We start from the raw sequence: 25,982 nt of genomic DNA on the forward strand, positions 1-25,982 counted from the left end.
TGACGCCGCCGACCTCGTCCCGGTCGTCCTGGGGAGACGGAGACAGCCTTGACGCAGGACCGTGCTGTGCACCGTCGTCACCAGCAGACCCGTCGCCGGTCGCCCGGGCTGCGGGCCGTCGCCGTGCCGTCCGCGATCCTGGCCGCGGTCTTGGCCGCGGTCGTCGGTCTGGCCCCCGCCGCGGTCGCGGCCGAGCCCGGCGCCGCCCTCGAGTCATTGGGCCACGTGTCGACCAGCACCGCACCGACCGCACCGGTCGTCCGGCCCGCCCTCGTCGGCACGGGTGCCTCCGGATCCACCGCACCGACCGCACCGGCCGCGGTGCGCTCCGCCGCCACTGCGCCCATGCCCGGGACACCGCTGGTGCCCCAACTGACCTGGTTCGACCAGGAGATGATCCTGCTGGTCAACCGGGCCAGGCTCGAGGCCGGTCTGACCCCGCTCGTCGAGGCCGAGGGCCTCACCCGGCTCGCGCTCACCTGGACGACCGTGCTGGCTTCCGGCGGCACCGACGATCGACTGGAGCACAACCCGGACGTCCCCGTCTGGCTGCCCCAGTTCGGGGCCGGGTCCGGCTCCGCCTGGGGCGAGAACGTCGGCCAGTGGACCACCGGTACCGGCACGCCCGAGATGCTGTTCGCCAGCTACATGGACTCACCGTCGCACCGGGAGAACATCCTGCGCCCGGAGTACCGCTTCATCGGCATGGCCAGTGGACCCGGGCGGGCCGGCAGCGACTTCAACACCATGGTGTTCACCGACGGCGTCGACGCCGATGCGCCCGTCCGGGACGTGCTGCTGCCCGTCCCGGACCGCGAGCCGGTCGGCGCGCTCGACGCGGTGCTGCGCTCCGGCGACGGCGACCGGCTCCGGTTCCAGGGCTGGACCATGGATCCCGACGACTTCGAGCGACCCACCCAGGTCGAGTTCACCGTGACCACGGCGGACGGGACCACGTTCACCACCGGACGGTTCGTCGCCCGCACCTGGCGCGGTGACGTCGCCGCCTGGTACGGCATCAGCGCGAGTGGCCGGCACGGCTTCACCGTGACCGTCCCGCGCCCGGCGGTCGGCGGGGAGTTGCAGGTCTGCGCCACGGCGGTCGGGCTCGACGGCGGCGCCAACACCCTGCTCGGCTGCCGCACCCTGCCCGCCTGATCGTCGTCGCGCCCGGCGCTCAGTGGTCGGCGCGGCGGTCGATGCCGATGACGGCGCCGTCCTCCGCGGCGACGAGCACCCGGTCACCGAGCGGCCGATCGAGCGGCAGGTCCACGGTGCGGGTGACCCCGGGGCCGGCGCAGCCAGCGCCCGACCAGCTCAGATCGGCGTGCTCGATGACGTCCACCACGACGACGTGCTCGGTCTCGGCCGCGCTGGCGGTGTCGTCGCTGCCGCATCCGTGACCCGAGGGCGGTGTCTCACCGGGGAAGCTGACCCGCACCGTGCCGCCCGCCAGGACTTCCGCCGTCCAGAGGCTGGGCAGACCCGTCACGTCGGGGACGGTGAGGTACTCGGCTGGGTCGATGGCGACCAGGCGGACCAGATCGGGCGTGCCCTGCGCGACGAACTGCCAGGCCGGGACGTCCGTCGGCCCGAGGATCGTCGTGATGCGCATGGTCACCAGCGCCGGATCGGTCAGCACCAGCTCCCGGCAGTCCGCGGCGCACCGGTCTCCGCGTCGTACGGACGCCGCGGTGGCGTCCGGGGACAGCACGCCGACGGTCCGGGTGGTGCCGCCCAGGGCGATCGTCTGGGGTGCCGGGGTGCCGGTGCCGGCCGGGTCCTCGACGACCAACCGCCCGTGGACCCAGGCGTCCTTGGACTCGGCGTCGGTCCAACCACCGCCGTCCAGCACCGACAGCGGCTCGGTGATCAGCAGCGGAGGCGTGGTCGTTGCCGCCAGCGCGGTGTCCCAGGCCTCGGCCGCCACCTCGCCCGGCGGGCGCGGTGGCGCCACCATCGGCGGCGTGGTGACCCCGCACGCGGCGGTCACGCCCACGACGACGGCGGCCACCGCCCCGAGCGCGGGTCGGCGGATCCGGCGGCGGGACCTGCGGCCGGTGGAACGGTCCATGAGCACTCCGACGGGACGGTCGATGATCGCGCCAGTATCGGACGGGCCGGCCTGTGTCGCCAGGGCGCGCCGGGGGTGACCCCGTGTCGGTGCCGGGGACCACCCGGTCAGGTCCCCGGATACTCGGTGCTGTCCGGACCGAACTGATCAGGACTGCGCAGGTGTGGCTCGGTCGGGACTCCCACACCACGTGCCGGACCCGTGGTCCGGCACGAGATCAGGACAGTCCCAGGTGGTGCTCGGTGACGCCTCTCCCCTCGTGGTGATCGGCGACTGCCCGGGGCGGGCCGGGCGGCGACGACACAGGTGGGGCGACGAGACGGTGCCCGTCGGGCGTCGTGGTTCGGGGTCGGGTCCCGGTGGTGGTCGCTGCACCCAACGTCACGCGGAGTCGACCCAGTCCGTCGCGCAGGCGCGTCTTGACCGTGCCGAGGGGGACCGCGAGGAGCCGACTGACTTGGTGGTTGGTCAGGCCGCTGAAGTAGACGAGTTCGATGCACTGTCGTTGCAGCGGCGTGAGGGTCTCCATGCTCGCGCGGACCAGCCGACGGTCGGCGCGGGTCAACACGTCCTCGACGACCTGGTCGTGATCGCGATCTTGGTGCGCCGACTCCGCGACCGCATCCCGTCGGCGGGACGAGACGAGGCCTCGGACGCGATCGACGGCCCGATGATGGGTGATCATCATGATCCAGCCGATGGCGGAGCCACGTGCGCAGTCGAACTGGCCGGCCTCTCGCCACACGTGGAGGAACACCTCCTGACTGATCTCCTCGGCCAGACCTGAGTCGCGGACCACCCGGAAGGCCGCCCGTCGAACCGGCAATTCCAAGATCAGGAAAAGGGCCCGGAATGCCTGACGATCACCCGCGGCGACCTCGGTGAGCCAGAGACCAGCTTGTGATTCCCACGATCCGACCGGCGAAACACCCAGATCTCGGTCACTTCCCCCATTTCCCGCTGAAGCGTCCTGCTCGTCGGCCATCAGTCGAGCTGGAAGCACTGGCCGTCCATCGTCATGTCTCACTATGGCACGGCTATGACTATCAGTGTTCCGTGGACCACTGAACGTGATGATGCCAATTTTCGGCCTCGCGTCGGGATGATGCGTACGAAACCGATCTTCACGCTTCGGGGACGATTCACCGAGGCGGGTCAGGGGAAATGGCTCGACGTCAGGCGAACAGCACCACGGATCCGCCCGATGAATGAAACGATCTTGGAGTTTCCGATCAAGGTCCTTCTGGCTCGACGGGGAATGATCGTGCGGCTGGCCGCGGATCCGACTCGCCCGACGTCGAACGGTCAGGTCCCCGGGTACTCGTTGCTGCCCGGCCCGTCGGTGAGCTCGGCCAGGCCGGAGCCGTCCGGCCGCACCTTCCACAGCTGGAACGCGTCGCCGCCCGGCGGGATCCGGTGCGTGAAGATCGTCCGGCCGTCCGCCGACCACTGCGGCCGGCTGGTCACCCCGTCGTCGCCGATCAGCCGGCGTGCGCCCTGCCCGTCCGGCCCGCCGACCATGATGTCCCACACGCCGAGATCGGCTACGCCACCGTCGGTCTCGATCTGCGCCAGCCAGGCCAGCCGCGTGCCGTCGGGGGAGTAGTACGGATCCTGGTCCCGGATCGTGTTGGTGGTGAGACGCTGCGCCGTCCCGCCGCCGACCGGGATCCGGTACAGCTCGTAGTCGGCCTCGTGGCAGATCGCCCGCGGGCAGCCGACGAAGGTGATGGTCTTCCCGTCCGGGGCGAACACCGGGTCCAGGTTCACCCCGGGCCGGTCGGTGACCTTCTTCGGGGACCGGCCCAGCGCGTCGGTCACCCAGATCTGCGGGTTGATCCGGCTGCCGCCGAACATCACCACCGACCGGCCGTCCGGGGAGAACTCGGGATGCCCCTGCACGGTCCACCCGTCCGTGCCCGGCGGCCGCAGCTGGGTGGGCCCGGACCCGTCCACGCCCATCACCCACAGGCTGACCTTGGTGGCGTCCCGGTCGAGCGTGCCGGCCGGCGACCGCAGGAACATGATCGTGCGCCGGTTCGGGGCGAGCCGTGGCCACCACGAGTCGTACTGCGGGTCCCTGGTCATCTGCCGGGCCGGGCCGCCGGCCGCCGGCATGGTGAAGATCTCGTAGTTGCCGGTGCGGTCGGAGGTGAATGCGATCCGGTCGCCCGGTTCCGGCTGGATCACCGAGGACGTGGGCAGCACGGACGGTGGCACCCAGCCCGACGGCGGGGACGCCGGCTGGTCGGACACTCGCACCAGCGCCAGGAACACCGCCCCGATCAGCACCACCGCGGTCACCGCCCCGGCCAGCCACCAGCGCCACGGACGCCGCCGCCGCTGCGGTCCGGAGCCGGCGCCGGTCGGGACCGGGAAGCCCGGCGGGACCGGCGGTCCGGGTGGCGGGGGCGGGGACACCGTCAGCGCGCCAACGGTTCGGCAGCCGGGGCGCCGGATCGGGCGGCCGCGGCGTGCAGTGCGACCCAGGCCGCCGTGCCGGTGCGTTCCACGGTGAACATCGCGGCCCGCTGCCGGCCCCGGTCCACCAGCTCGGCCCGCAGCGGTTCGTCGGTGACGGCCCGGACCATCGCCCGGCCGATCGCCGTCTCGTCCAGCGGATCGACGAGCAGCGCGGCGTCCCCACACACCTCGGGGACGGCGGTGGCGTCGGCCGCGACGACGACCGTGCCGCGGGTCATCGCCTCCAGCGGCGGCAGCCCGAACCCCTCGAAGGTGGACGGGTAGACCAGCGCCGCCGCATCGCGCAGCAGCACCTCACGCTGTGCGGTGCTCACGCGACCCAGCATGGCGATCCGTCCGTCCGGTGCGGCCGTCGCGACGGCCTGCTCCTCGCTGCCGGCGAACCACCGGCCGCCGGCCACCACGAAAGCCACATCGTCCATCCCGGGCTGTTCGGCCACGGTGAGGAACGCCCGCAGCGCCCGGGCCACGTTCTTGCGCGGGTGCAGATTGCCCAGGTACAGCAGGAACCGGCCGGACACCCCGTGCGCGGCCAGCTCGGCCCGGGCCGCGTCCGACCCGGACGGTCCGTCCACCGGCTCGTCCACCACCAGTGGCACCACCGACACCCGGTCCTGCGCCAGGCCGTACTCGTCGAGGATGTCGCGGCGGCAGAACTCGCTGATCGTCACCACCTGGGCGGCCCGCGGCGCCTGCCGGCGCACCATCGCCTGCAACCGCAGCCGGGTCAGCCACGGGTACGCCGCCGGCACCCGCACGAACGACAGGTCGGTGACCACCAGTGCGACCGGGGCCGGCGACCGGACCGGGGCGTGGGTCACGCTCAGCACCACGTCCGGCCGGCCGGACCGCCGGGTCACCCGGGCCAGCCAGCTCGGCGAGGTCACCGTGAAGTGCACCGGCCCGGGTCGCCGCCGGCACCGGTCCACTCGGACCGTGGGGTGCTCGGTCACCTCGATCGGCAGGGTCGCGTCCCGATCGGCCAGCAGCACCAGCCGGTGTGGCGCGGCACCGGCCGGATCCGTCCCCCCGCGCAGGGTGGCGACCAGCCCGCGGAGCAGCCCGAGCATCAGCGTCTCGTCCCCGCCCAGTCCGGAGCCGATCGAGGTGGCGTCGATCGCGACGAACATCGCCGCTACCCGGCCACGCGCAGGGCGCCGCCGTGGTCGGCCAGGCCCACCTCGGCCAGCGGCCGGACGTCGGTCGAACTCCGCGGCCCCATCACGAACATGTCCGCCTCGACGTCCCGGGCCACCAACGCGCCGCTGCCCACCACCGTGCGGTCGCCGATGGTCACCGGCCCGAACACCTTGCTGCCGTCCATCAACCACACATCGTCGCCGAGCACGGGGTGCCCCGGCCGGGCCGGGTTGCCGCTGCCGCCGATCCGCACGCCGCCCATGACCCGGCAGCGGGCGCCGAACACCACGTCGCTGGCGATCGTCACGCCCACCGGGTGCGGCATCACCATGCCCGGGCCGACCCGGGCCCCGGCCGGCAGGTCGGCGCCGAACAGCAGCATGGTCGCGACGTAGCAGAGCCGGGACACCGGCCGCAGCCCCCGGGCCCGGCACGCCGTGCCCAGCCGCCACAACGCCACCGCCCAGAACCCCGGCATCATCAGCACGTCGATCCGCTGCCCGAGGCCGAGCCGCCCCGGATCGGCGCCGGACGCCTTGACCTTGGCGAACTCCCGCAGGTCCACGGCCAGTGCCGCGCGCAGACCGACGGGCGCCGGACCGGTGCTCATCGGAACGCCCGCGACCAGCGGGCCATCCAGTCGCCCAGCTCGGCGAACACCGCGCGGTAGTGCGCGGGCTGGGTGCTCCGCGACAGCGCCCGGTGGTACCCGTCGACGAACGCGGCGTACATGTCGAGGTACTCGCCGGACTCGACGTCGGTGAGCGCCTCCTCGACCAGGTCGTAGAACGGCATCGACATCAGGTGCATCCACTGCTCCAGCACCACCACCCGCTCCAGCCGGGTCTGCTTGGTGTGCTGCACCACCGGCCCGCCGAAGCTGAGCAGGTCGCCGCGCAGGTCCATCAGCCGCTTGACGATGTAGCCGCCCCAGATGTCGTCGTGCCGGGACAGCTGCCAGCCGTCCACCCACACGTCGGGCAGGAAGAAGTACGCCGGGGTCAGCTCCGCCGCGAACGCGGTGTTCATCCCGCACAACGGCAGGTTGCCCAGTGCCACCTGGTTCGGCCCGGCGGCCAGGCCGGGATCCCCGGGCTCACCGCCGAAGAGCTTGTCGATGCCGTTGAGGTCCAGGATCCCGTCCCAGACGCCCATGTTCAGCTTGACCTCGCCGCTGACGGTGGTCGCCGTCGTCCGGCTCAGCTCCGGGGTGCGCAGCTCGTACGGGTAGCCGCGGGCGTAGACGGGCGACCCGGCGCCCTGCCCGGCGTTCGGGCCGTCGGCCGGCAGCCCACCGAACACCTGGTCGATCGAGTTGACCCAGCCGCGCTCCAGACCGGGCTGCAGGGCCGGCGCCCCGGTCGCGGTGCCGAGCGCCCGCAGGTGCTCGGCCAGCCAGCCCGGGCGGGTGCCGCAGTCGTAGTCCAGGGCCACGATGACGTCGAACCCCTCGCGGTAGGCGATGTAGTGCCCGACGTTCCGGCTGGCCGCGCTCCGGTGCGGCATGGCCGCGAAGTGCTCACCGGTGTACGCCTGCTGCGCGGCACTGTCGAAGTACCAGACGTTCTCGCGCGGCGGCGGGGCCAGCTGCCCGTTGCTGTCGTCGCTGACGATGATCGGGATGTGTGCCGGCACCTCGTCGAACAGCTCCCACGGCGGGTCGTTCGGCATCGGGATGACCACGCACACCGAGCGCTGGTCGGTCTCGGACGCGGGGCCGGTGGTGGGGACGGGGACCGTCGCGCCGGTCACGGATCCGGGCGTGGGACGGGAGGTGGCGGCGGTCGAGGTGATGGTCATGGGGATCTCCAGGCAGGTCTGTGGTCGGGGAGATGGGGTTCAGGCGACGCGCTCGGCCGAGCACAGGTCGGCGTACTGGGTCTGCAGGTACTCGGCCAGCGCGGTCGGCCAGTCCCGCATGACGTTCATGCCCTGCAGGTCGAGCACCAGGTTGCGCATGATCTCCGAACGGGGCCGTACCGAGGAGAACTCCTCGGCGAAGAACTCGGAGTCGACGCCGACCAGGGTGACGTCGTCCCGGCCCAGCACCCGCAGCAGGTGCTCGGCCACGTCGTAGCGGGAACCCTCACCGCCGCAGGCCATGTGGTACAGACCCCACACTCCGGAGTCGATGAGCTGCAGGAAGCAGCGGGCGAAGTCGGGCGCGTAGGTGGGGGTGCCGAACTTGTCGGTGACCGCGTGGATGGTGTCCGCCCCGGCGGCCAGCTGGTCCATGATCCGGGAGACGAACTTGTGATCCTTGCCGGGGCCGCCGCCGACCATCCAGCCGGCCCGGATGATGTAGTGCTCCTCGACGAGTTCGCTGACCAGCAGCTCACCCTCGTACTTGCTGGCCCCGTACAGGTTCACCGGGTTGGGCTTGTCGAACTCGGTGTAGGCGGCCGCCTTGGTCCCGTCGAAGACGCCCGCGGTGCTGATGTAGGTGAGGGGCACGCCGGCCCGGCGGGCGGCCAGCGCGACGTACTTGGTGGCGATGGTGTTGGTCAGGTACGCGTGGTCCGGGTCCGCGTCGGACAGTTCCAGCGAGGTCTCGGCGGCCAGGTGGAGCACCATCTCCGGCGCCACCGCGCGGATGGCGTCGTTCACCGCGGTCCGGTCCCGCACGTCCAGGTGGTCGATCACCGGGCCGGTCGACCCCCAGGGCCGCGGCTCGGTGAGATCGATGTCGGTGGCGACGACCTCATGGCCGGCGCGGACGAGGGTGGGGATGAGCGAGCTGCCGAGCATGCCGGCGGCTCCGGTGGCCAGGATCTTCATCGGGTCGGGACCTCTCGGGGCAGGCCGAGGGTCACCACGACCATTCGGCAGACGTTGCGGGTGGACGGGACGGTGCGCAGCACCCACCGGTCGATGGACTCGAGCCGGTGCCAGACAGGATCGGACAGTTCGGTGAAGTTCTGCAGACGGCTGAGCAGTTGGAACGGGCGCCACTGCACGAGCCGGAACCAGCGCTGCATGAGAGCGAGATCGCCCTTGTCCAGCGACCGTTCGTCGGGGGAGTGGGTGTGCGGTGGGAACCGACGGGTGACCGGCGCCGAATTGCGCAGGCGGCGCAGCCAGTCCGGGACGAACAGCACCGGTTCGCAGAACACCGCCACCGCGCCGGGCGCCAGCATCCGCCCCAGCGCGGCCATGGCCAGGTCGCGGTCGAAGTGGTGCACGACGTTGTTGCCGATGATCGCGTCGAACTGCTCGATCGCCAGCCCGGCCGCGGCCGGGTCGAACGACTCGATCGGGCTGTGCACGAAGGTGACCCGGTCGGCCACCCCGGAGACCTCGGCGCGGCGACGCGCCACCTCCAGGATGCCGCCGGAGACGTCGATGCCGACCACCTCGGCGCCCTGCAGGGCCAGCCACACCGCCAGCGACCCGGAGCCGGCGCCGACCTCGAGGATCCGCTTCCCGGCCAGCGGCCGGATCTCGTCGATCGCCGCGGTCAGGTAGTCCACGTGCTCCCGGTTGGCGAACGGGATGACGGCCGGGTCGATCCGGTACGCCTCGTCCGACCAGTCCGCGAGCAGGCCGGCGGCCATGGCGTCGTAGGTCTCGGCCTCGTGGGCGTGCCGGTCGGCCAGGGTCAGCGCAGGCCCGTGCTGATGATGCGCGTGGGCGTGGTGGTCGGCTGTGTGGTGGTCGGGTGGTGGTGCCCCGGTGGCGGGGTCAGCGAGATCGGTCGACACGGATGGGCTCCAGGGCGAGTCGGAGGAGACGGGCATGGTCGGCGGCTCGGGTCCGCAGGGCGGCGGCCCGATCAGGTCGATCGGGGTCGGGACGGGCCCGGGCCACGGCGGCCCGGACGGTGTGCACGGCGGCGCGGCCGCCGAAGCCGACGACTTCCATCACGCGCAGCGCGAGTCCGGCCGTTGCACCGGCCCGGCGGGCGTACCAGCGGTTCAGGGCGCGCAGCGCCTCCGGTGACGCCCGGCCGGTGACCTGTCGGCTGGACGAGCCCATGAAGTGCACCGCGGTGGTGTCGGCCGCGTACCAGACGTGCCAACCGGCCGCGGTGACTCGTTGGCACAGGTCGACATCGTCCATGTAGACGAAGATGTCGTCGTCGAAGGCGCCGACCTGGTCGAGTGCGACGCGTCGCACCATCATCACCGCGCTGGACACCCAGCCGGGCCGGAACGGCTCGGGGGTGTCGATGCCCAGGTAGATGCCGGCCGTGCGGTGCCGGCTCGGGTCGCCGCCGATCCGGCCCAGCCGGTCCAGGCCGAGCAGGTAGCAGGCCAGCGTCCGCAGCGTGACGTCCTGGCCCGCGGTCCAGCGTTGCCACGACCCGTCCGCGTACACCAGCCGCGGGCCGACCACCGCGGCGAGCGGGTCCCGATCCAGATGGGCGCGCATCGCGACGATGCCGTCGGGCGCCAGCCGGGCGTCGGTGTTGATGAGCAGCAGCTCGGGCGCCTCGGCCAGGGCGATCGCCTGGTTGTTGGCCCGGCAGAAGCCGACGTTCTCCGCGTTCTCCAGCACGGTGACGTCCGGCCAGGCGCGGCGCAGGTGCTCGGCCGATCCGTCGCCGGAGGCGTTGTCCACCACGATGATCTCGTTGTCGGTGTCGGCCGGGGTGGCGGCGACGACGCTGGCCAGGCAGTCGTCGAGCAGCCCGACGGTGTTCCACGTGACGATCACGGTGGTCAGCCGGCGTCGCGGGGACACCTGCTCGGCCACCGCGGTGGGGCTCGGGCGCGTGATCAGGTCCGTCACGGGGATCACCTCCAGTCCAGGGAGTGCACGGTGGTGCCGGGGTCGGGTTGCAGCAGGCGGGGGGCCGGGCGGTCGTCCGGTCCGGCGCCGGGCAGGTCGGTGATCCAGACCGTGAACCCGGCGATCCCGGGTTGCAGCCAGGCCACCCGGCCGCCACCGGGGTCGACCACCGGCCGGGCCACCGGCTCGTCGACTCCAGCGGTGACCGGTCGGGTCCCGGCCGGGCCGGTCAGCACCAGCTGGGCGCCGGCCGCGACATCGGCCACGCTCACCACCGCGGATCCGTCCGGCAGCCAGGCCGGGCCGGTGCTGGCCGAGCCGGACCCGCCGTCGTCGAGCGGCTGGACGGCGGCGCCGGTGGTGGCGTCCATCCGGAACAGGCCGCGGTCGTCGCCGTCGGCCCAGGTGAACGCCACGGTGCCGCCATCGGGAGAGACGGCCGGGTCGGCGTCGCGGACGGGCAGCGCCCCGGCGGTGCCGTTGGTCAGGTTGACCACCGAGCCGGGCTGGTCGAGGCGCTGCAGATCGAGCCGCAGCAGGAACGACTCACCGGTGGCCGGGGAGGTGTTGGTGACGGTCAGGAAGCGCCCGTCCGGGGAGAACGCCGGCGCGGCGTTGCTGCGCGGGTCGCCGGCGGCCACCCCGTCCTGCGCGTCCTCCAGCCACGGGTCGGTGAGCTGACGGACCGAGCCGTCGGCGGCCCGCAGGAACACCTGGGGCAGGCCCGCGTCTGTCACCTCGGTGGCCGCGTCGGTCTGCAGGGCCAGCGACAGCGGTCGCAGCACGTCCAGGGTCACGTGCTCGCGGCGGGCGGTGCCGGGCGCCGGGGCCGGGTGCGGCGCGGCCGGGGTGTCCGGCACCGGAGCCAGCGCGGTGAACGCCACCGTCCGCCGGTCCGGTGCCCAGCGCGCGTCGATCGGTGCGACACCGTCCGGCAGCGGCAGGATCTCGCGGTCGGTGAGGTCGGTCGACGCGGACAGCAGCTGGGTTCGGCCCCCGGGCGCCGACGCGACCAGCAGCAGCCGCGAGTCGGACGCCGCCGACCCGATGGCGCCGGGGCCGGCGGTGCCCGGGGCCGGGCCCGGTGTGGTCGTCCAGTCGAACCAGTCGATGGCCAGGTCGGTCGACGCCAGCAGCGGCGTCCCCTGCCCGCCGGTCAGATCGATCACGCAGATGCAGGTGGTGAAGATGTCCAGCGCGCCGACGAACCCGACCCACCGGTCGTCCGGGCTGAATTTCGGTGCGAACGCGGACATCTCGGTGACCGTGCACCGCTCGGTGGGCAGCCGGGTGGTGCACTGCGCGCCGTCGGTGAGCACCCGCTCCGGCCCGCCGGCGGTGGCCTGGGTGATCAGCGACCAGTCCGCCGACCGCACGCCGAGCAGCGACAGTTCGTCCGTGTCACTGGGGCGGCCCTCCCCGCGGTAGGAGGCGGCCACCACCAGGGTGCCGTCGGTGGTGATGTCCGGATCGGTGTCGAAGAACGGATGGTCGGTGACGCGGGCCCGGTCGTTCCCGTCGACGCCGAGCCGGCTGATCCCGGTGCGGTCCCCGGTGGAGTCGGCCAGCACCAGCGTCCGGCCGTCGGCGGCCAGCGTCGGGTCCGAGTCGAACCCGCCCACCGGCACGGTGACCGCGGTCAGATTGGTGCTCTCGAGGGTGCGCAGATCCATCCGGAACACCGCGACCACCGGGAACCACGGCGCCTGCGCCGTGTAGATCAGGAACGAACCGGTGGGATCGACGTCCGGGTGGGCGATCTGGTAGCCCAGGGTGCGGATCGGCCGCACATCGGTGCCGTCCGGGTCCATCAGCGCGATGGTCTCCGGCGAGCCGACCCGCCCGGACCGGACGGTGAACACGATCTTGTTGCCGCCGTACACGAACCGTGGCCAGTTGTAGAACCGCCCGTCCGCCGGGGTGATCCGGCGGATGCCGGTGCCGTCGGTGCCGGCCACGAAGATGCCCTGCACCCCGGTGGCCCGCTCGACGGCCGAGAACACCAGGCGGGTGGACGGATCGACCGCGACGGCCGGCGCCGGCGTGACCCCGGCGGGCGGGACGGAGGACGTGGTCGGGAGCGGGGTCGGGGGCGTGGTCGGCGGCGTGGCCGCCGTCGGGGTGGTCGCTGCTGTCGGTGTCGTCGCCACTGTCGGGACAGTGCTGGTGCCCGGCGCCGGGCTGGTGGTGGTCGGGTCCGCCCCGGGCTGGGCGGTCGCCGGCCCCACCGGGCTCAGCGCCACCCCGGCGACCACCGCCGCAACCACCGCCGGCACCAGCACGACCGGCCGCAGCCGGCGGCGACGGGGCACCCGGTGCGTCAGTGGGGTCCGGCCGGTCAGCAGCTCGTCGACCAGCTCCGGGTCGGACGGGGCCGGCGCCCGCCGCGGCCAGCGCGGCGGCAGTGGCGCCGGCGGTCGGGGGCGCCGCGGCGGCGTCGGCGACGGGACGGGCGGCACCGGGGCGGAGACGGCGATCTCCGAGCACGCCACCAGCAGCCCGGCCACCACCCAGAACAGGGCCAACGGGATGTCCTGCCGCATCGAGAAGCCGAGCAGCTCCTCGATGCCCACGAAGAGCACCACGCCGGCTGCCCCGATGCCGACCGCCGCGAGCAGTCGGTCGGTGGTGCGGCGGGCCAGCCGCACCGCGACCGTGACCAGTGAGGCGCCCACCACGACGACCGAGGCCAGGCCGAGCACGCCGGCCTCGGACAGGTACATCAGGTACAGGTTGTGCACCGGGTTGCCGAAGAAGATCACCGGGAACGGCTCGTACCGCGGCAGCACCGTCTCGAACGCGTTCAGCCCGACGCCGATGCCCCAGTGGTCGTCGAACATGGTCCAGGCGATGTCGTTGAGCTGTCCACGCGAGTCGAGCTCCTCCTGGTAGTGCCCCGTCCCGAAGTTGGCCTGCACCAGGTCGGTCAGCTGCGGCAGGAACGCCACGGCCAGCACTGCCGCGGCGGCCAGCCCCCAACCCACGGCCCGCCACGGGATCCGCCCGCGGGCCAGGCCGAGCCCGACGACGCCGACCGCGACGACCGCGAACGCCACCAGCGCGGCCCGGGTCTGCGCGATGACCAGCGGCAGCAGCGCCGCGGCGGTCAGTCCGGTGGCCAGCAGGCGGGGCAGCCCGCGGCGCAGCTCCACGGCCAGGGCCAGCCCGAGCAGCGCGATGATGCCGAGCGAGCAGCCCATGAACACCGGGTGGGTCACCGTGCCGAACGGTCGTCCCAGTGACGAGGTGTCGGTGGTGCGCTCGCCGAGCTCGGTGGGGATGCCCAGGAACGACAGACCCAGCACCCCGCCGGTGGTCGCCTGCAGCACCACCACCACGAGCTCCACGAGCACGAAGACGCCCAGCCCGGCCAGCACCGCGACCACGTGCCGGCGGGTGCGCACCCGGACGGCCAGGTACCAGAACAGCAGCGCCATGAACCCGCAGCGGGCCAGTTCGGCGGCGCCCAGCAGCAGCGTCGGGGTGATCAGCAGGCTGGGCAGCAGCAGCGCCGCGGCCAGCGGTGGCATCCACAGGATCCGTCGGCGCCGGAACGCCGCGCGCAGGTCGGTCAGCAGCGTGCCCTCGGCGATCCACAGCCCGTACAGCACCAGCACCAGCAGGTCGAACGTGGTGACGTAGACCGAGATCGCGCCGCCCGAGTGCTCCAGGTCCTGGGCGGTGAGCGACTTGTGCAGCAGCACGGCCAGTGACGCGACGGTCAGGAAGGTGACCACCTCACTGGCGGAGCTGCCCCGGACGGTCCGGCTCAGCAGCGGCCACACCTGCCGGGACCGCAGCACCACCCCCACCGGCGCCAGGTCCCGGCGGCACGCCCACAGCACCACGACCGCCACCAGGGCGGCACCGAGCACCGCGAGCACGGTGGGGCCGAGCGGGGCCAGGGCCGCAGCCGCCAGCACCACCGCCAGCAGCACCAGCACCGTGCTCCCGGCGCGTCGGAGGACGTTCACACCGGTTCTCCCGCCCACGGTCTCGTCGGATCGGCGGAGACATGACCGACCACCGCGGCCGCCGGGTCAGCGGTCGGGATCGGCGCGGGTCGGGTCATGGTGGGGGAGGGGGAGCGGCGCGGCTCCGACCGGTACCCGCGCTCGGTGGAGTGCAGCATGATCTTCCAGAACGCCCAGCGGGCGAACCGGGTGTCGGCCAGCGCGGACCCGTCCCGCAGCGCCCACCGCAGGGGCGGCACGGTGACCCGGTTGAACATCGCGTTGCGGACGGTCATCCGGATCCGGCCGCGCCGCGACGCGGTGCGGCTCAGCACGCCGTACCGCTCCAGCAGGTCGGGCTCCGGGATGAGCACCTCGAGGTCGCGCAGGCCCCGGCCGATCGACTCCTGCAGCCGGCAGGCGCTGGCCAACCCGTGCGGGTGGAAGTGCTGCCCGAACGCGGCCGGTTCGTACACCACCGGGTAGCCCGCCCTGGTCCAGCGGTAGCCGAGTTCCACGTCCTCGTGGCCGATGTGGGCCCAGTCCTGGTGGAAGACCAGGTTGCGATCCAGCATCGTCCGCCGCGGCAGGCTCAGGTTCATCGACCAGTGGTAGCGGTAGGACACGGCCTGCCCGGCGCGGTCGGCGATCTCGTCGTAGGCGAACGGCCGGTACCAGTTGATGAACGGGTCGTCCGGCATGAGCGTGGACTGCTCGACCCGGCCGATCACCGCGACCGGTCCGTCGTGCCGGGCGTGGGCCTCGACGTGCCGGCGGACGAAGTCCGGGCCGACCCAGACGTCGTCGTTCATGAACAGCGCCAGGTCACCGGTCGCGGCCCGCAGTGCGTCGTTCCGCTTCACCGCGGGCAGCCGCTCGTCGCCGAACAACAGCCGGATGCGAACGGCCGAGTCGGCGGCCAGCTCCCGGACCATGGCCGGGGTGCCGTCGGCCGAATTGTCCGCGACCAGGATCTCCAGTCGGTCGTCCGGGTAGTCCTGGGCCAGCAGGTGCATGAGCGTCACCCGGCCGACCTCGCACCGGTTGTACGTCGGGATGATGACCGACACCTTCGGCAGCGCCGACCCGGTCGCGGTCGATGGCTCGTTCACGTCAACACCTCTCGGAAGGCTCGGTGCCACCGGGTGGCGACCAGGGCGGCCAGGTGGCCGACGACGGCGGCGAGCACCACGACCGGCCAGGGCAGGTGCAGCAGCCGCGCGACCAGCAGGGCCAGGCCGCCGACCGCCGCGGCCAGGGCGACCCCGGCCAGCCGGCGGGCATCGAGGGTCAGCGCCATGTGCCGGCGGATGGCCAGGGTGGACGCGGTCAGCACGTACACCGCGGTGATGAGCGCGGCCAGCGCGGCGCCGATCATCCCGACGCCCGCGACCAGCGCGACGCAGCTGACGATGGTCAGCACCAAGGCGATCGCGTTGTAGCGCAGGGTGATCCGCTGGAACCCGCCGGCCAGCAGCACCAGCGACTGCCATGCGTTGACCACCATGAGGACCAGCGCGATCCCCAGCACGGTCATGGTGGGCGCGGCCGGGGTGAACGCCGGGCCGAACACGGTCTGCAGCATCGGGCCGGCCGCGGCCAGCAGCGCCAGCGGTACCAGCACGAACACGGCCACCAGTGCCTCGGTGCCGCGGCGGTACCAGGCTCGCAGCGCGACAGCGTCCTGCCCGGCCCAGGCCCGGGAGACCAGTGGGAACAGCACCCCGATGAACACCGCGCTGGCCAGCAGCAGGTATTCGACCGGGCGGTGCGCGGCCCCGTACCGGCCCACGTCGGAGTCCGGCCGCATCGTCGACAGCACGACCGTGTCCAGCTTCAGCGACAGCACCCCGATGAGCAGTGCCGGACCGATGGGCAGCGCCTCGATGAGCAGCCGCCGCACCAGGTCCCGCCGCACCTGCAGCCGCACCCGGTAGCGGCGCCGGGCCAGCGGCAACGCGACCGCCGCGCCGGCCACGATCCCGGCCACCGGCGCGGCGAACAGCCCCGGCAGCGGCGCCCCGGCGGCCAGCAGCACCAGCACCACCGCGGTCTCGACGGCCTCCATCACCACCCGGACCAGCGCCTCGTACTGCTGCTCGACCCGGACGTGGAACGCCACCAGCGCCACCGACAGCAGCGCGTCACCGAAGAACACCAGCGCCGACACCAGGGCGGCCAGGTGTACGACGGCCGGCTCGCCGAGCCCCCACAGCACCAGCTGCGGCAGCAGCACCGCCACCACCGCCAGTGCCCCGCGCACGGCCAGCATCGTGCCGACCAGCTCACCCTCGCGCTGCGGCTCCCGGGCCACCTCGCGGATCACCAGCTGGGTCAGCCCGAAGTCGGCCACCAACCCGGCCAGCAGCGTCAGGGTCAGCACCAGCACGTACGAGCCGTACGCGTCCGGGCCCAGGGCGCGGACCAGCGCGACCGTGGTGACCAGGTTCAGTCCGAGATGCAACACCTTGGCCACGATCTGGGTGCCGGTGCTGACCATCACGCCCCGGCCGACCCCGGTGGCCGGTTCCGGACCGGCGGTCGCGCCGTCCGGCATCACCGCTCCGGGCGGTCCGGGCGGCTCGGACGGGGGTGCCGCCGCGCCCGGCGGGTGCGCGGGAGGAGGGGAGGGGTGCATCAGTGCGCCGCCCCGTTGCGGCCGGGCGGCGGCCCGAGAACGCCGACCGGTTCCGGGGTCCGCGCCGGAGCCACCGGTTCGAGGTCCGGACGGGGGCCGGGCACCGGTGCGGGCGTCTCGTCCGGCGTCCCGGCCGGCGCCGCGTGGCCGCCGCCCGGCGGCTCGGTGCTCGGCGCCGGGTTCTGCTCGACTCCCGCCGGGCCGGTGTGCCGTCGGCGTGCCCACCAGGTCAGGGCCGCGCCGGCCAGACCGCCGAAGACCAGCCCGAGCAGCAGGTACATGTAGCGCTTGGGTGCGGCCGGATATGCCGGCAGGGCGGCGGTGTCGATCCGGGTCAACTCGCCACCACCGGTGACGGCCGTGCTGCGGGCCTGCTGCAACCGCCCGGTCAGGTCGGCCTGGTTGCTGCGGGCCAGGTCGAGATCCTGCTGCAGTACCACCAATCGACCCTGCGCGGTGTTCAGCGCGGTCGGGCTGGCCGCGGCCAGCTGCGACTGCAGCTGTGCGATCCGGGCCTGCACCCCGTTCAGCTGCGCCCGCACCTGGTCGCGCTGGGTGGCCAGCGCCGTCCACACCGGGTTGGTCGCGTCGCTCTCCACCGTGGTGTCCGAGCGCCCGGTCTGGATGCGCTGGTTGTTGCTGAGCAGCTGCGGGGTGTCGGCCAGGGACGCCTCGGTGGAGGCCAGCTGGGCCTGCAGGTCGGCCAGCTGCGCCTGGGCGTCGAGCAGGTTGTTCTGCAGGGTGTCGTAGGAGGTGGCGGCCAGCACCTGCTGCTCTTCGGCGGTGGACAGCCCGTTGGTGTTCTTGAAGTCGGTGACGGCCTGAGTGCGGGCCGCGACGTCCTGCTCGGCCGCGGCCACCTGGGCGGCGAGATCGGCCTCGTACCGCTGAATGTCCTCGGTGAACCGCCGTTCGCCGGCCGCGACCAGCTCGTCGGCCACCGCGTCGGTCACCGCCCGGGCCTGCTCGGCCGTCTCGCCGGTGGCGCCGATCTCCAGCACGTACGAGACCGGTTGTCCGGCGCCCTGTCCGGTGTTCGGGCCGAGTTGCCCGGCGGTGACGCCCTCCTGCACGCCGCTGATGGCCGCGGTGCGCGTGTCGATCTCGGCGCAGAACCCCGAAGTGACGAACGCCTTGGTGCAGCGGTACAGCCAGGACAGCCCGCGCCGGGCCGAGGCGATGATGCCGTCGTCCTGGGCCCGCGGGGCGTCCAGGGCGAGCCGGTCGACGACCGCCTCGGCCGTGGTGCGGCTGGTGGCCATGGCCGCGTACGTCTCGGCCAGCGACTTGGACAGGCTGCCGTCGGCCACGATGGTGCCCGACGACAGGTCCTGGCCCGAGGTGGTCAGGAAGCTGGTGTCCTTGGCCCGGATCAGCACCCGGGTGCTGGACTCGTAGGTCGGCGAGACCAGGAACGAGCCGGCGAAGGCCAGCACCGCCCCGAGCAGCGCGATGAGGGGGATCCGCCAGTACCGGCGCAGCCACGCGGAGACGGTCATGATGCTCCTGTCCGACGGATGAGGGATCGGTCGCGCAGGGACGACTCGGCGATGAGCACCGCGGCACGGGCGGTGAGCGCGGCGGCGGCGGCCCAGCGCAGCGGGTTCCACCACTGCGGGGCGGCGTGCAGCCGCCAGTACCGGTAGGCGCCGCGGTGGAACGACCGCAGGGCGGTGGTGGACCAGCCGTGGTTGCGGGTACCGCCCTCGTCGTGGGTCACGACAGCGTCCGGGACGACCCACACGTCGAGTCCGGCGGACCGGATCCGTCGGCACCAGTCGGCGTCCTCCCAGAACAGGAAGTAGCCCTCGTCCAGCCCACCGACCCGATCGATCACCGCCCGCGGCACCAGCATCGCCGCCCCGGACACCCAGTCGGCCCGGAACGGCCGGGACCGGTCGACCTGGTCGGTCAGCAGGTACCGCCCGGACCAGCGGTTACCCGGCCACAGCCGGGTCAGCACCGACCGGCGACCGAACACGGCGGCCGCGGCGGTGGGGAACCGGCGGGCGGTGCGCTGGTCGCTGCCGTCCGGGTTGCGCAGGGCCGGGGCGACGACGCCCGCGTCCGGGTGGTCGGCCAGGAACCGCAGCAGCGTGTCGATCGCATCCTCGGCGACGACGGTGTCCGGGTTGAGCAGCAGCACGGCCGGGGCGGCGCCCAGCGCGATGCCCCGGTTGCAGGCCCGGGCGAAGCCGGTGTTGCCACCCATGTCGATGCCGGTGACGCCGGCCCGGTCGCCCAGCCGGTGCAACAGCAGGGTGTCCCGGCTGTTGTCCAGCACCGTGACGTGCACCCGCTCGGCGGTCAGGTCGGCGGCCAGTGCGTCCAGGCAGCGCAGCACCAGGTCCCGGCTGTGGTAGGCGACGATGATCACGTCGAGCGACGGGACACGCTGTACGGAGGGCGCTTCCGCCGTCTGCGGCGCGGCGGCCATCAGAACGCCCCTCGGCCGAGCACCACGACCAGCCCGGTCCGCCACAGGATCCGCAGATCCAGCAGCAGCGACTGGTTGGCCACGTACCGCAGGTCCAGGGTCAGCCGCTCCCGCACGGTGAGCAGGCTGCGACCGGCCACCTGGGCCAGCCCGGTCAGGCCCGCCTTGGTGAAGAAGCAGGCCAGCTCCTCCGGGCGGTAGTGCGGCACCAGGTCCGGCAGTTCGGGCCGCGGCCCGATCAGGCTGAGATCGCCGGTGAGCACGTTGATCAGGTTGGGCAGCTCGTCCAGGGTGGTGCGGCGCAGCCAGCGGCCGACTCTCGTGTTCCGTGGGTCGTCGGCGAGCTTGTAGTACTGGCCGTCGAACCCGCCGGTGGGCCGCGAGTAGTCGTACAGCTCCGGGAAGCGCTCGCGCGCGTCCGTCCACATGGTGCGGAACTTGTAGAACGTGAACACCCGGCCGCCGCGGGTGACCCGCTGCTGGCGGAACACGGCCGGGCCGGGCGAGTCCAGCCGGATCAGCACGACCAGCGCCAGGATGACCGGGGCGCTCACGATCAGCAGCACGGTCGCCCCGACCAGGTCGATGAGCCGTTTGGTCACCGCGTACCCGCGACTGCGGTTCGGCAGGTACAGGTACGGCGCCTCGGCCAGTCGCCGGTCCAGGAACTCGGGCAGCGTCTCCTGCGCCGGGTCCCACTGGGCGGCCGCGAGCGCCGTCCCGGCGACCGGCGCCGGGACGGTCGGCGGCACCACGGCTGCCGCGGCGGGGTCCAGCGGCACCGGGTCGGGCTCCGGCGGGGTGGTGGGCTCCGCCGGAACGGTGGGCTCCGGTGCGGGCTCGCCGTTGCGGCCCACGTGGTGCGCGCCGGTCCGGGTGCTGGGGGTCGAGCGGACGGTGCCGCTGGGCAGTTCGGTCAGCCCGGCCAGCCGCTGGGTGCCGGCCGAGCGGCGGGACAACGCCAGGTCCCGCGGCGAGACCTGCCACTGGGCCAGCACGCTCGGCTCGATGACGCCGTGGTAGCCGCGCAGCCAGGCCGGTGGGCGACCGGTCCCGGGCGCTGTCGGGGTGGTGGTCACGTCAGCACCGCCAGCGGCGCCTGGGTGCTCGCGTGCAGGGCCGCGTCGACCAGCCGCCTGACCAGCTCGTCGAAGCCGACGGTGGGGTGCCAGGCGAGCAACAATCGGGCCCGACCGGCGTCCCCGCACAGCTCGGCCGCGTCGCGCGGTCGGAGCCGCGCGGGATCGGTGCGCACCAGCGGCCGCCAGTCGGCGATGCCGACCTCGGCGAAGGCGCGAGCCACGAACTCCTCGACCGAGTGGGCCACCCCGGTGGCGATCACGTAGTCGTCGCCCACCGGTTGCTCGGCCGCCCGGATCATGGCCTGCACCACCTCCGGCGCCCAGCCCCAGTCCCGTCGGGCCGACACGTTGCCCAGCTCGAGGTGGTCGCGGCGGCCCCGGACGATGTCCACCACGCCGGCGGTGATGGTCCGGCTCACGAACGCCGGTGAGCGGCGCGGTGACTCGTGCGGATACAGCACCATCGAGCTGACGTGCAGGCCGCGGTCGCGGTAGATGCGGCACATCACGTGGGCGTAGGCCTTGGCCGCGCCGTACGGGTTGATCGGCTGGATCGGGGTGCGCTCGTCCTGCCGCGGCTGCGCCGGGTTGCCGAAGATCTCCGCGCTGCTCGCCTGCACGAACCGGACGTCGCGCCCCCGGTCGGCCAGCTCGCCGGCGGCGGCCAGCATGGCCGGCACAGCCACCCCGCACACCGCTCCGGTGCGCTCCGGGGTGCGCCACGACCGGCCCACGGACGAGTCGCCGGCCAGGTTGAAGATCCGGTCCGGCCGCAGCTCGCGGATGAGCGCGGCGGTGCCCTCGGTGTCGGTGACGTCGCCACGGTGGCAGGTGATCTCGGCCAGCCACGGACGGGTGGGCAGCAGCGCCTCGAGCGGACGGTGCACCAGACCGTGCACCTCGGTGCCGGCGGCCAGCAACTGCTGGGCCAGGTACCCGCCGTCCTGACCGGCGACCCCGGTGACGAGCGCGACGGTCATCGGGCCGCTCCCACCGGGCGCGCCGGGGTGCCGGCCGGGGTGGCCAGCCGGTCGGCCTCCACGGTGGCCAGCGCCAGGTCGGCGTCGACCATCCGCTCGACCAGCTCGGTGAACCCGACCCGCGGGTACCAGCCGAGGCGTTCATGGGCGCGGCTCGCGTCCCCGATGAGCAGGTCGACCTCGGCCGGGCGGAGCAGCGCGGGGTCGGTGCGCACCCGTGGCGACCAGTCGGTCACGCCGATCCGGGCGAAGGCGGCGTCGAGGAACTCACGCACGCTGTGTGTCTCGCCGGTGGCGATCACGTAGTCGTCCGGTTCCTCGGCCTGCAGCATGAGCCACATCGCCTCGACGTAGTCGCCGGCGTACCCCCAGTCGCGGCGCGCGTCCAGGTTGCCCAGCGTGAGGGTGTCCTGCAGGCCGAGGGCGATCCGGGCGACCGCGGCGGTGATCTTGCGGGTGACGAACTCGTGGCCGCGCCGGGGTGACTCGTGGTTGAACAGGATCCCCGAACTGGCATGCAGGCCGTACGCCTCGCGGTAGTTGACGGTCAGGTGGTGCCCGTAGGCCTTGGCCACGCCGTACGGCGACCGCGGCCAGAACGGGGTGCGCTCGTCCTGCGGGACGCACTGCGCCTTGCCGAACATCTCGGACGAGGACGCCTGGTAGAACCGGATCTCCGGTCGTCCGGGGCCTGCGGCCAGCCGGATCGCCTCCAGTACGTTCAGCACGCCGAGGCCGGTGATCTCGCTGGTGTGCCGGGCATTGACGAAGGAATAGGCGACGTAGGAGATGGCGCCCAGGTTGTAGACCTCGTGCGGCAGGGCGGTGTGCAGCGCGGTGATGAGGCTCGAGAGATCGGCCAGGTCCCCGGTCAGCAACTGCACGTCGGGAAGTTCCTGTTCGAGTACGGCCCGTTTCGGATTGTGCTGCCCGCGGACCAGTCCGAACACCTCGTAGTCCTGGGACAGCAGGAATTCGGCCAGGTATCGGCCGTCCTGACCGGTGATTCCGGTGATGAGTGCGCGCGGCATCGACCCGTCCGTTCCTGTACTGGGCGAAGGTGTGGTGGAAAGGGGCGTGCGTCATCGCCGCGGGAGGGCGGACCGGCCCGGACGTGCGTCATCGACACGACGGCGACGCGTCCGATGGGCGCGACTCATCGCCAGCATCTCCGGGCGGCCCCGGAGGCACGGTCGAGCCGCGTTCCGCCGGGCTGGTCGTCGACGAGAACGGTTGTGCACAGGACGGTCTGGGTGGGCGACTCCTGGGCCGGCGGGACCTGGACATGGGGCAGGGCGGCGGCCGGCGCAGGCGGTTCCACGCGACCACCGAGAGGTTGGCTACGACCGGTGATCAGAGGTGTGCGATCGGTGGAACAACTGTGACGGTCGGAGCCGGAAGGGGATGTCAGTGCAGATGTTCGGACGCTCTCGGTGATACTGCGTCACCCGGAATCCGGGAACACCACCCGTTCGCGTCAGTGCGGTGAAGTGTGCCAGTGACCTCGCTGTGACTGGGTTACAGTTGGGTAACGGCGGAGGTGAATCGCGCGCCGTCTGTCCGCTTCGAGTGCTTCAGCAATGTGCGGCGTCACTGTTTGGGACGGCTGATCTTCGCCAATTGGCTGGCGCCGCAGGGTGCTTCGCCTGCCATGAAGTTCCGTCGGAGGGACAGGTCCGGGACGGGTCAGAGGTCGACGGGATCCCGGACGATCGGGCAGGTCATGCAGTGCCCGCCACCCCGGCCCCGGCCGAGTTCCGCCCCGACGATCTCGATGACCTCCACCCCCGCTGCCCGCAGCAGGGCGTTGGTGGTGGTGTTCCGGTCGTAGGTGAAGACCACGCCCGGCTCCACCGCGACCGCGTTGTTGCCGCTGTCCCACTGCTGACGCTCGGACGCGTAGATGTCACCGCCGGTCTCCAGGGTGCGGATCTCCGCCAGACCGAGGGACCGGGCCACCACCTCGACGAACCGCCCCTCGCCCTCGTCGACCACGTCGAAGCCGACGGCGTGATCGGCCGGGAGCAGGGTGAAGGTGTGGACGCCGTCCATGATCCGCGGGTACAGCGTCACCACGTCACGGTCGGCGAAGGTGAAGACGGTGTCCAGGTGCATGGCCGCCCGCAGCTTCGGCATGCCGGCCACGATCACCTGCTGCGCGGCGCCGGCCTGGAACAGTGTCAGGGCCACCTGGGTGATCGCCTGTCGGGAGGTGCGCTCGCTCATCCCCATCAGCACCACGCCGTTGCCGACCGGCATGACGTCGCCGCCCTCGATGGTGGCCTGGCCCCAGTCCCGCTCGGCGTCCCCCCACCACACGGTCGAGCCGACGTAGTCCGGGTGGAACCGGTAGATGGCCTGCATGAGCAGTGTCTCGTGCACCCGGGCCGGCCATGAGAGCGGGTTCAGGGTCAGCCCGCCGTAGAGCCAGCAGGTGGTGTCCCGGGTGTAGAGCGTGTTCGGCAGCGGCGGCAGCAGGAACTCCCACGGACCGGTCGACTCCGGCACCAGACCGCTGGCCGGGCCGCGCAGTTCGTCGGGCAGGTCGTACGCGGCCAGGCCGCCGATGAGGTACTCGGCCAGCCGGTGTGGCGGCAGTGATTCCAGGTAGGTGCGGGTGCCGTCCATCAGGCCGAGCCCGACCTCGTTCGGCGTGATCTTCCGGTCGAGCAGCCAATCCCGGGCGGTGGTGTCGGCCACCGTCTCGGCCAGCAGCGCGTGCAGCTCGACCACCTCGACCCCGCGGGCGGTGAGCTGGGCGACGAAGTCGGCGTGGTCGCGCTGCGCCGTCTCCACCCACATCACGTCGTCGAAGAGCAGCACGGCGGCGTTGGTCGGGGTGAGCCGGCGGTGGGCCAGCCCCGGCGCGCAGACCAGCACCTTGCGCAGCCGGCCGACCTCGGAGTGCACGCCGTACGAGGCCGACGGCCGTGCTGCGGGTGCAATCACTGGCACTCCTCCCGCCCGCCGACGACGCTCGGCCGAGGCTTGATCACGGAGTGTATTGGCGAGGCGCTGATTTCCGGGCGCGGTGCCGTGCCGCGACGTGACGAGCCCGATCCGCGCCCGAAATGCGCAGCTGCGCCGTCAATCAGCGATGTCCTGTCACATGACACCGCGGATCCGGGGCGCGGATGTCGGTCCGCGGCGCAGCCAATCGCCGCAGTCATGACCGCCGCGGCCGAATTGCCATGGCCGACACGCGGACACCAGCCAGCCCGGCCGGCGGCCCACCCGCCGACCGGGTCCGGGTCCGTGCTGGGAGCGAACGGGGGACGATCAGGCGGTGGGGGAGACCATCACCTTGATCGAGGTGGCGGTCTGCCGCTGCGTCTCGAACGCCTCGGTGATGTCGTCGAGGTTGAAGGTGTGGGAGACCAGCGGCGTGAGGTCGACCTTCTTGGTCGCGATCAGGTCGGCCGCGTAGGCACAGTCGGCCGGGGTGTAGGCGAAGCTGCCCTGGACCCGGATCTCCTTCTGCACGATGTCGTTGATGTTGATCGCCGCATCGCGCGAGGCCAGGCCGACCAGCGACAGGGTGCCGGCCGCGCGCAGCAGGGTCAGCGCGCCGGGCAGCACCTGGACGGCGCCGGAGGAGTCGATGATCGAGCCGATGGCCCCCGACTCCTGGTACGGGGACGTCGTCGTGCCGCGGGTCTCCAGCAGGTGCGCGACCACATCGGTGGCGATCGGATCCAGTACCTCGTGCGCGCCGGCCTTGCGCGCCGCCTCGCGACGGGCCTCGGAGGTGTCGACCACGATGATGTCCTTGGCCCCCTGGGCCAGCAGCACCTGCAGCACGCACGCGCCGATGGAACCGAGGCCGAAGACGAGGACGGGCTCGTCGAGCTTGATCTCGGCGTGGTCGACCGCGCGGGCCGCGACCGACAGCGGCTCCAGGAACGCCGCCTCCTCGAAGCTCACGTCGTCCGGCATCACGAACAGCTGCCGCCCGACGGTGCCGTTCGTGAACAGAACCCGGTCGGCGAAGCCGCCGCTGCCGCCGCCCTGCCGGTTGTTGCACAGGTTGAACCGCCCGTCCTGGCACCGCGCGCACTGACCGCACGGCACCGCCGGGTTGACGGCGATCCGGTCGCCCACGCTCAGCCCGGCCACCTCCGCGCCGACCCAGCTCACCGTGCCGGCGAACTCGTGACCCAGCGGCTTGCCCGGGGCGGTCCAGGCGCCCTCGACGTAGGCGTGCACGTCGGACCCGCAGATCCCGCAGGCGCCGACGTCGATGATCACGTCCTTGGGACCCGGGTCGAACTCCGGCAGGTCGTTGAGCTTGACCATCTCGATGGCTTCCCAGGTCGCCAGGCGCATGTCGCAGATTCCTTCGCAGCCGGCCCGGCCCCCCGTCGTCGGTGACGGCTGCTCGGGCTTCCCGACGGTCGGGTCGAGGCGCGACCCATGCTGGCCGACCGCGCCACGACCGGCAAGCGCCCAAGCCGATCCGGTGC

At 72.8% G+C, this 25,982-nt stretch carries 20 protein-coding genes; 1 reads left to right on the forward strand and 19 read right to left on the reverse strand.

Features of this window, described 5'->3' with window-relative positions:
- The first annotated feature begins 48 nt into the window (after nucleotides 1-48).
- The gene (locus tag JL106_RS17760) at nucleotides 49-1,158 is read left to right on the forward strand and encodes a CAP domain-containing protein (protein WP_205262096.1); all 1,110 of its coding nucleotides are present in this window, start codon (nucleotides 49-51) and stop codon (nucleotides 1,156-1,158) included.
- A gap of 19 nt (nucleotides 1,159-1,177) precedes the next feature.
- On the opposite strand, the gene JL106_RS17765 is transcribed toward JL106_RS17760, so the two are convergent.
- The 19 genes from JL106_RS17765 to JL106_RS17855 all read right to left on the reverse strand — a co-directional run bounded on the left by JL106_RS17765 (nucleotide 1,178) and on the right by JL106_RS17855 (nucleotide 25,845).
- The gene (locus tag JL106_RS17765; protein WP_205262097.1) at nucleotides 1,178-2,074 is read right to left on the reverse strand and encodes a hypothetical protein; all 897 of its coding nucleotides are present in this window, start codon (nucleotides 2,072-2,074) and stop codon (nucleotides 1,178-1,180) included.
- Nucleotides 2,075-2,291: 217 nt separating this feature from the next.
- On the reverse strand, nucleotides 2,292-3,059 hold the full coding sequence (locus tag JL106_RS17770; RefSeq protein WP_205262098.1) for a sigma-70 family RNA polymerase sigma factor: 768 nt from the start codon (nucleotides 3,057-3,059) through the stop codon (nucleotides 2,292-2,294).
- A gap of 320 nt (nucleotides 3,060-3,379) precedes the next feature.
- Nucleotides 3,380-4,495, reverse strand: coding sequence for a TolB family protein (locus tag JL106_RS17775; protein WP_205262099.1), 1,116 nt, complete (start codon nucleotides 4,493-4,495; stop codon nucleotides 3,380-3,382).
- 2 nt (nucleotides 4,496-4,497) lie between these two features.
- Nucleotides 4,498-5,688: a glycosyltransferase family 4 protein gene (locus JL106_RS17780; protein ID WP_205262100.1), complete on the reverse strand. Its 1,191-nt coding sequence runs from the start codon at nucleotides 5,686-5,688 to the stop codon at nucleotides 4,498-4,500.
- Between the two features lie 5 nt (nucleotides 5,689-5,693).
- Nucleotides 5,694-6,308 carry a serine O-acetyltransferase gene (locus tag JL106_RS17785; protein ID WP_205262101.1) on the reverse strand — a complete coding sequence of 205 codons (615 nt, stop codon included), beginning with the start codon at nucleotides 6,306-6,308 and terminating at the stop codon, nucleotides 5,694-5,696.
- Nucleotides 6,305-7,498: a hypothetical protein gene (locus JL106_RS17790; protein ID WP_205262102.1), complete on the reverse strand. Its 1,194-nt coding sequence runs from the start codon at nucleotides 7,496-7,498 to the stop codon at nucleotides 6,305-6,307. The genes JL106_RS17785 and JL106_RS17790 overlap by 4 nt, the downstream gene beginning before the upstream one ends.
- Nucleotides 7,499-7,537: 39 nt before the next feature.
- Nucleotides 7,538-8,476 (reverse strand): SDR family oxidoreductase, encoded by a 939-nt coding sequence (locus JL106_RS17795; RefSeq protein WP_205262103.1) that lies wholly within the window; start codon nucleotides 8,474-8,476, stop codon nucleotides 7,538-7,540.
- A complete protein-coding gene (locus JL106_RS17800; protein ID WP_205262104.1) occupies nucleotides 8,473-9,399 on the reverse strand; it encodes a class I SAM-dependent methyltransferase in 927 nt (308 codons plus the stop codon). The genes JL106_RS17795 and JL106_RS17800 overlap by 4 nt, the downstream gene beginning before the upstream one ends.
- Entirely contained in the window at nucleotides 9,380-10,429 is a 1,050-nt protein-coding gene (locus tag JL106_RS17805; protein WP_205262105.1) for a glycosyltransferase family 2 protein, read from the reverse strand. Before JL106_RS17805 ends, JL106_RS17800 begins: the two co-directional genes overlap by 20 nt.
- 5 nt (nucleotides 10,430-10,434) lie before the next feature.
- On the reverse strand, nucleotides 10,435-14,403 hold the full coding sequence (locus tag JL106_RS17810; RefSeq protein ID WP_205262106.1) for an O-antigen ligase family protein: 3,969 nt from the start codon (nucleotides 14,401-14,403) through the stop codon (nucleotides 10,435-10,437).
- Nucleotides 14,400-15,494: a glycosyltransferase gene (locus JL106_RS17815; RefSeq protein WP_205262107.1), complete on the reverse strand. Its 1,095-nt coding sequence runs from the start codon at nucleotides 15,492-15,494 to the stop codon at nucleotides 14,400-14,402. Before JL106_RS17815 ends, JL106_RS17810 begins: the two co-directional genes overlap by 4 nt.
- Nucleotides 15,491-16,939 (reverse strand): oligosaccharide flippase family protein, encoded by a 1,449-nt coding sequence (locus JL106_RS17820; protein ID WP_205262108.1) that lies wholly within the window; start codon nucleotides 16,937-16,939, stop codon nucleotides 15,491-15,493. Before JL106_RS17820 ends, JL106_RS17815 begins: the two co-directional genes overlap by 4 nt.
- Nucleotides 16,940-17,019: 80 nt before the next feature.
- Nucleotides 17,020-18,519 (reverse strand): GumC family protein, encoded by a 1,500-nt coding sequence (locus JL106_RS17825; protein WP_205262109.1) that lies wholly within the window; start codon nucleotides 18,517-18,519, stop codon nucleotides 17,020-17,022.
- The gene (locus tag JL106_RS17830) at nucleotides 18,516-19,397 is read right to left on the reverse strand and encodes a glycosyltransferase family 2 protein (protein ID WP_205262110.1); all 882 of its coding nucleotides are present in this window, start codon (nucleotides 19,395-19,397) and stop codon (nucleotides 18,516-18,518) included. Before JL106_RS17830 ends, JL106_RS17825 begins: the two co-directional genes overlap by 4 nt.
- 59 nt (nucleotides 19,398-19,456) lie before the next feature.
- Nucleotides 19,457-20,536 carry a sugar transferase gene (locus JL106_RS17835; protein WP_205262111.1) on the reverse strand — a complete coding sequence of 360 codons (1,080 nt, stop codon included), beginning with the start codon at nucleotides 20,534-20,536 and terminating at the stop codon, nucleotides 19,457-19,459.
- Nucleotides 20,533-21,519 carry a GDP-mannose 4,6-dehydratase gene (locus JL106_RS17840; protein WP_205262112.1) on the reverse strand — a complete coding sequence of 329 codons (987 nt, stop codon included), beginning with the start codon at nucleotides 21,517-21,519 and terminating at the stop codon, nucleotides 20,533-20,535. The genes JL106_RS17835 and JL106_RS17840 overlap by 4 nt, the downstream gene beginning before the upstream one ends.
- Entirely contained in the window at nucleotides 21,516-22,550 is a 1,035-nt protein-coding gene (locus tag JL106_RS17845; RefSeq protein WP_205262113.1) for a GDP-mannose 4,6-dehydratase, read from the reverse strand. Before JL106_RS17845 ends, JL106_RS17840 begins: the two co-directional genes overlap by 4 nt.
- Before the next feature lie 655 nt (nucleotides 22,551-23,205).
- Entirely contained in the window at nucleotides 23,206-24,468 is a 1,263-nt protein-coding gene (locus tag JL106_RS17850; RefSeq protein WP_205262114.1) for an arginine deiminase, read from the reverse strand.
- 330 nt (nucleotides 24,469-24,798) lie between these two features.
- Complete coding sequence (locus JL106_RS17855; RefSeq protein ID WP_205262115.1) at nucleotides 24,799-25,845, reverse strand: zinc-dependent alcohol dehydrogenase; 1,047 nt, start codon at nucleotides 25,843-25,845, stop codon at nucleotides 24,799-24,801.
- Nucleotides 25,846-25,982 lie beyond the last annotated feature (137 nt).

This window comes from Nakamurella leprariae, assembly GCF_016918035.1.
Taxonomy (GTDB): Bacteria; Actinomycetota; Actinomycetes; order Mycobacteriales; family Nakamurellaceae; genus Nakamurella; species Nakamurella leprariae.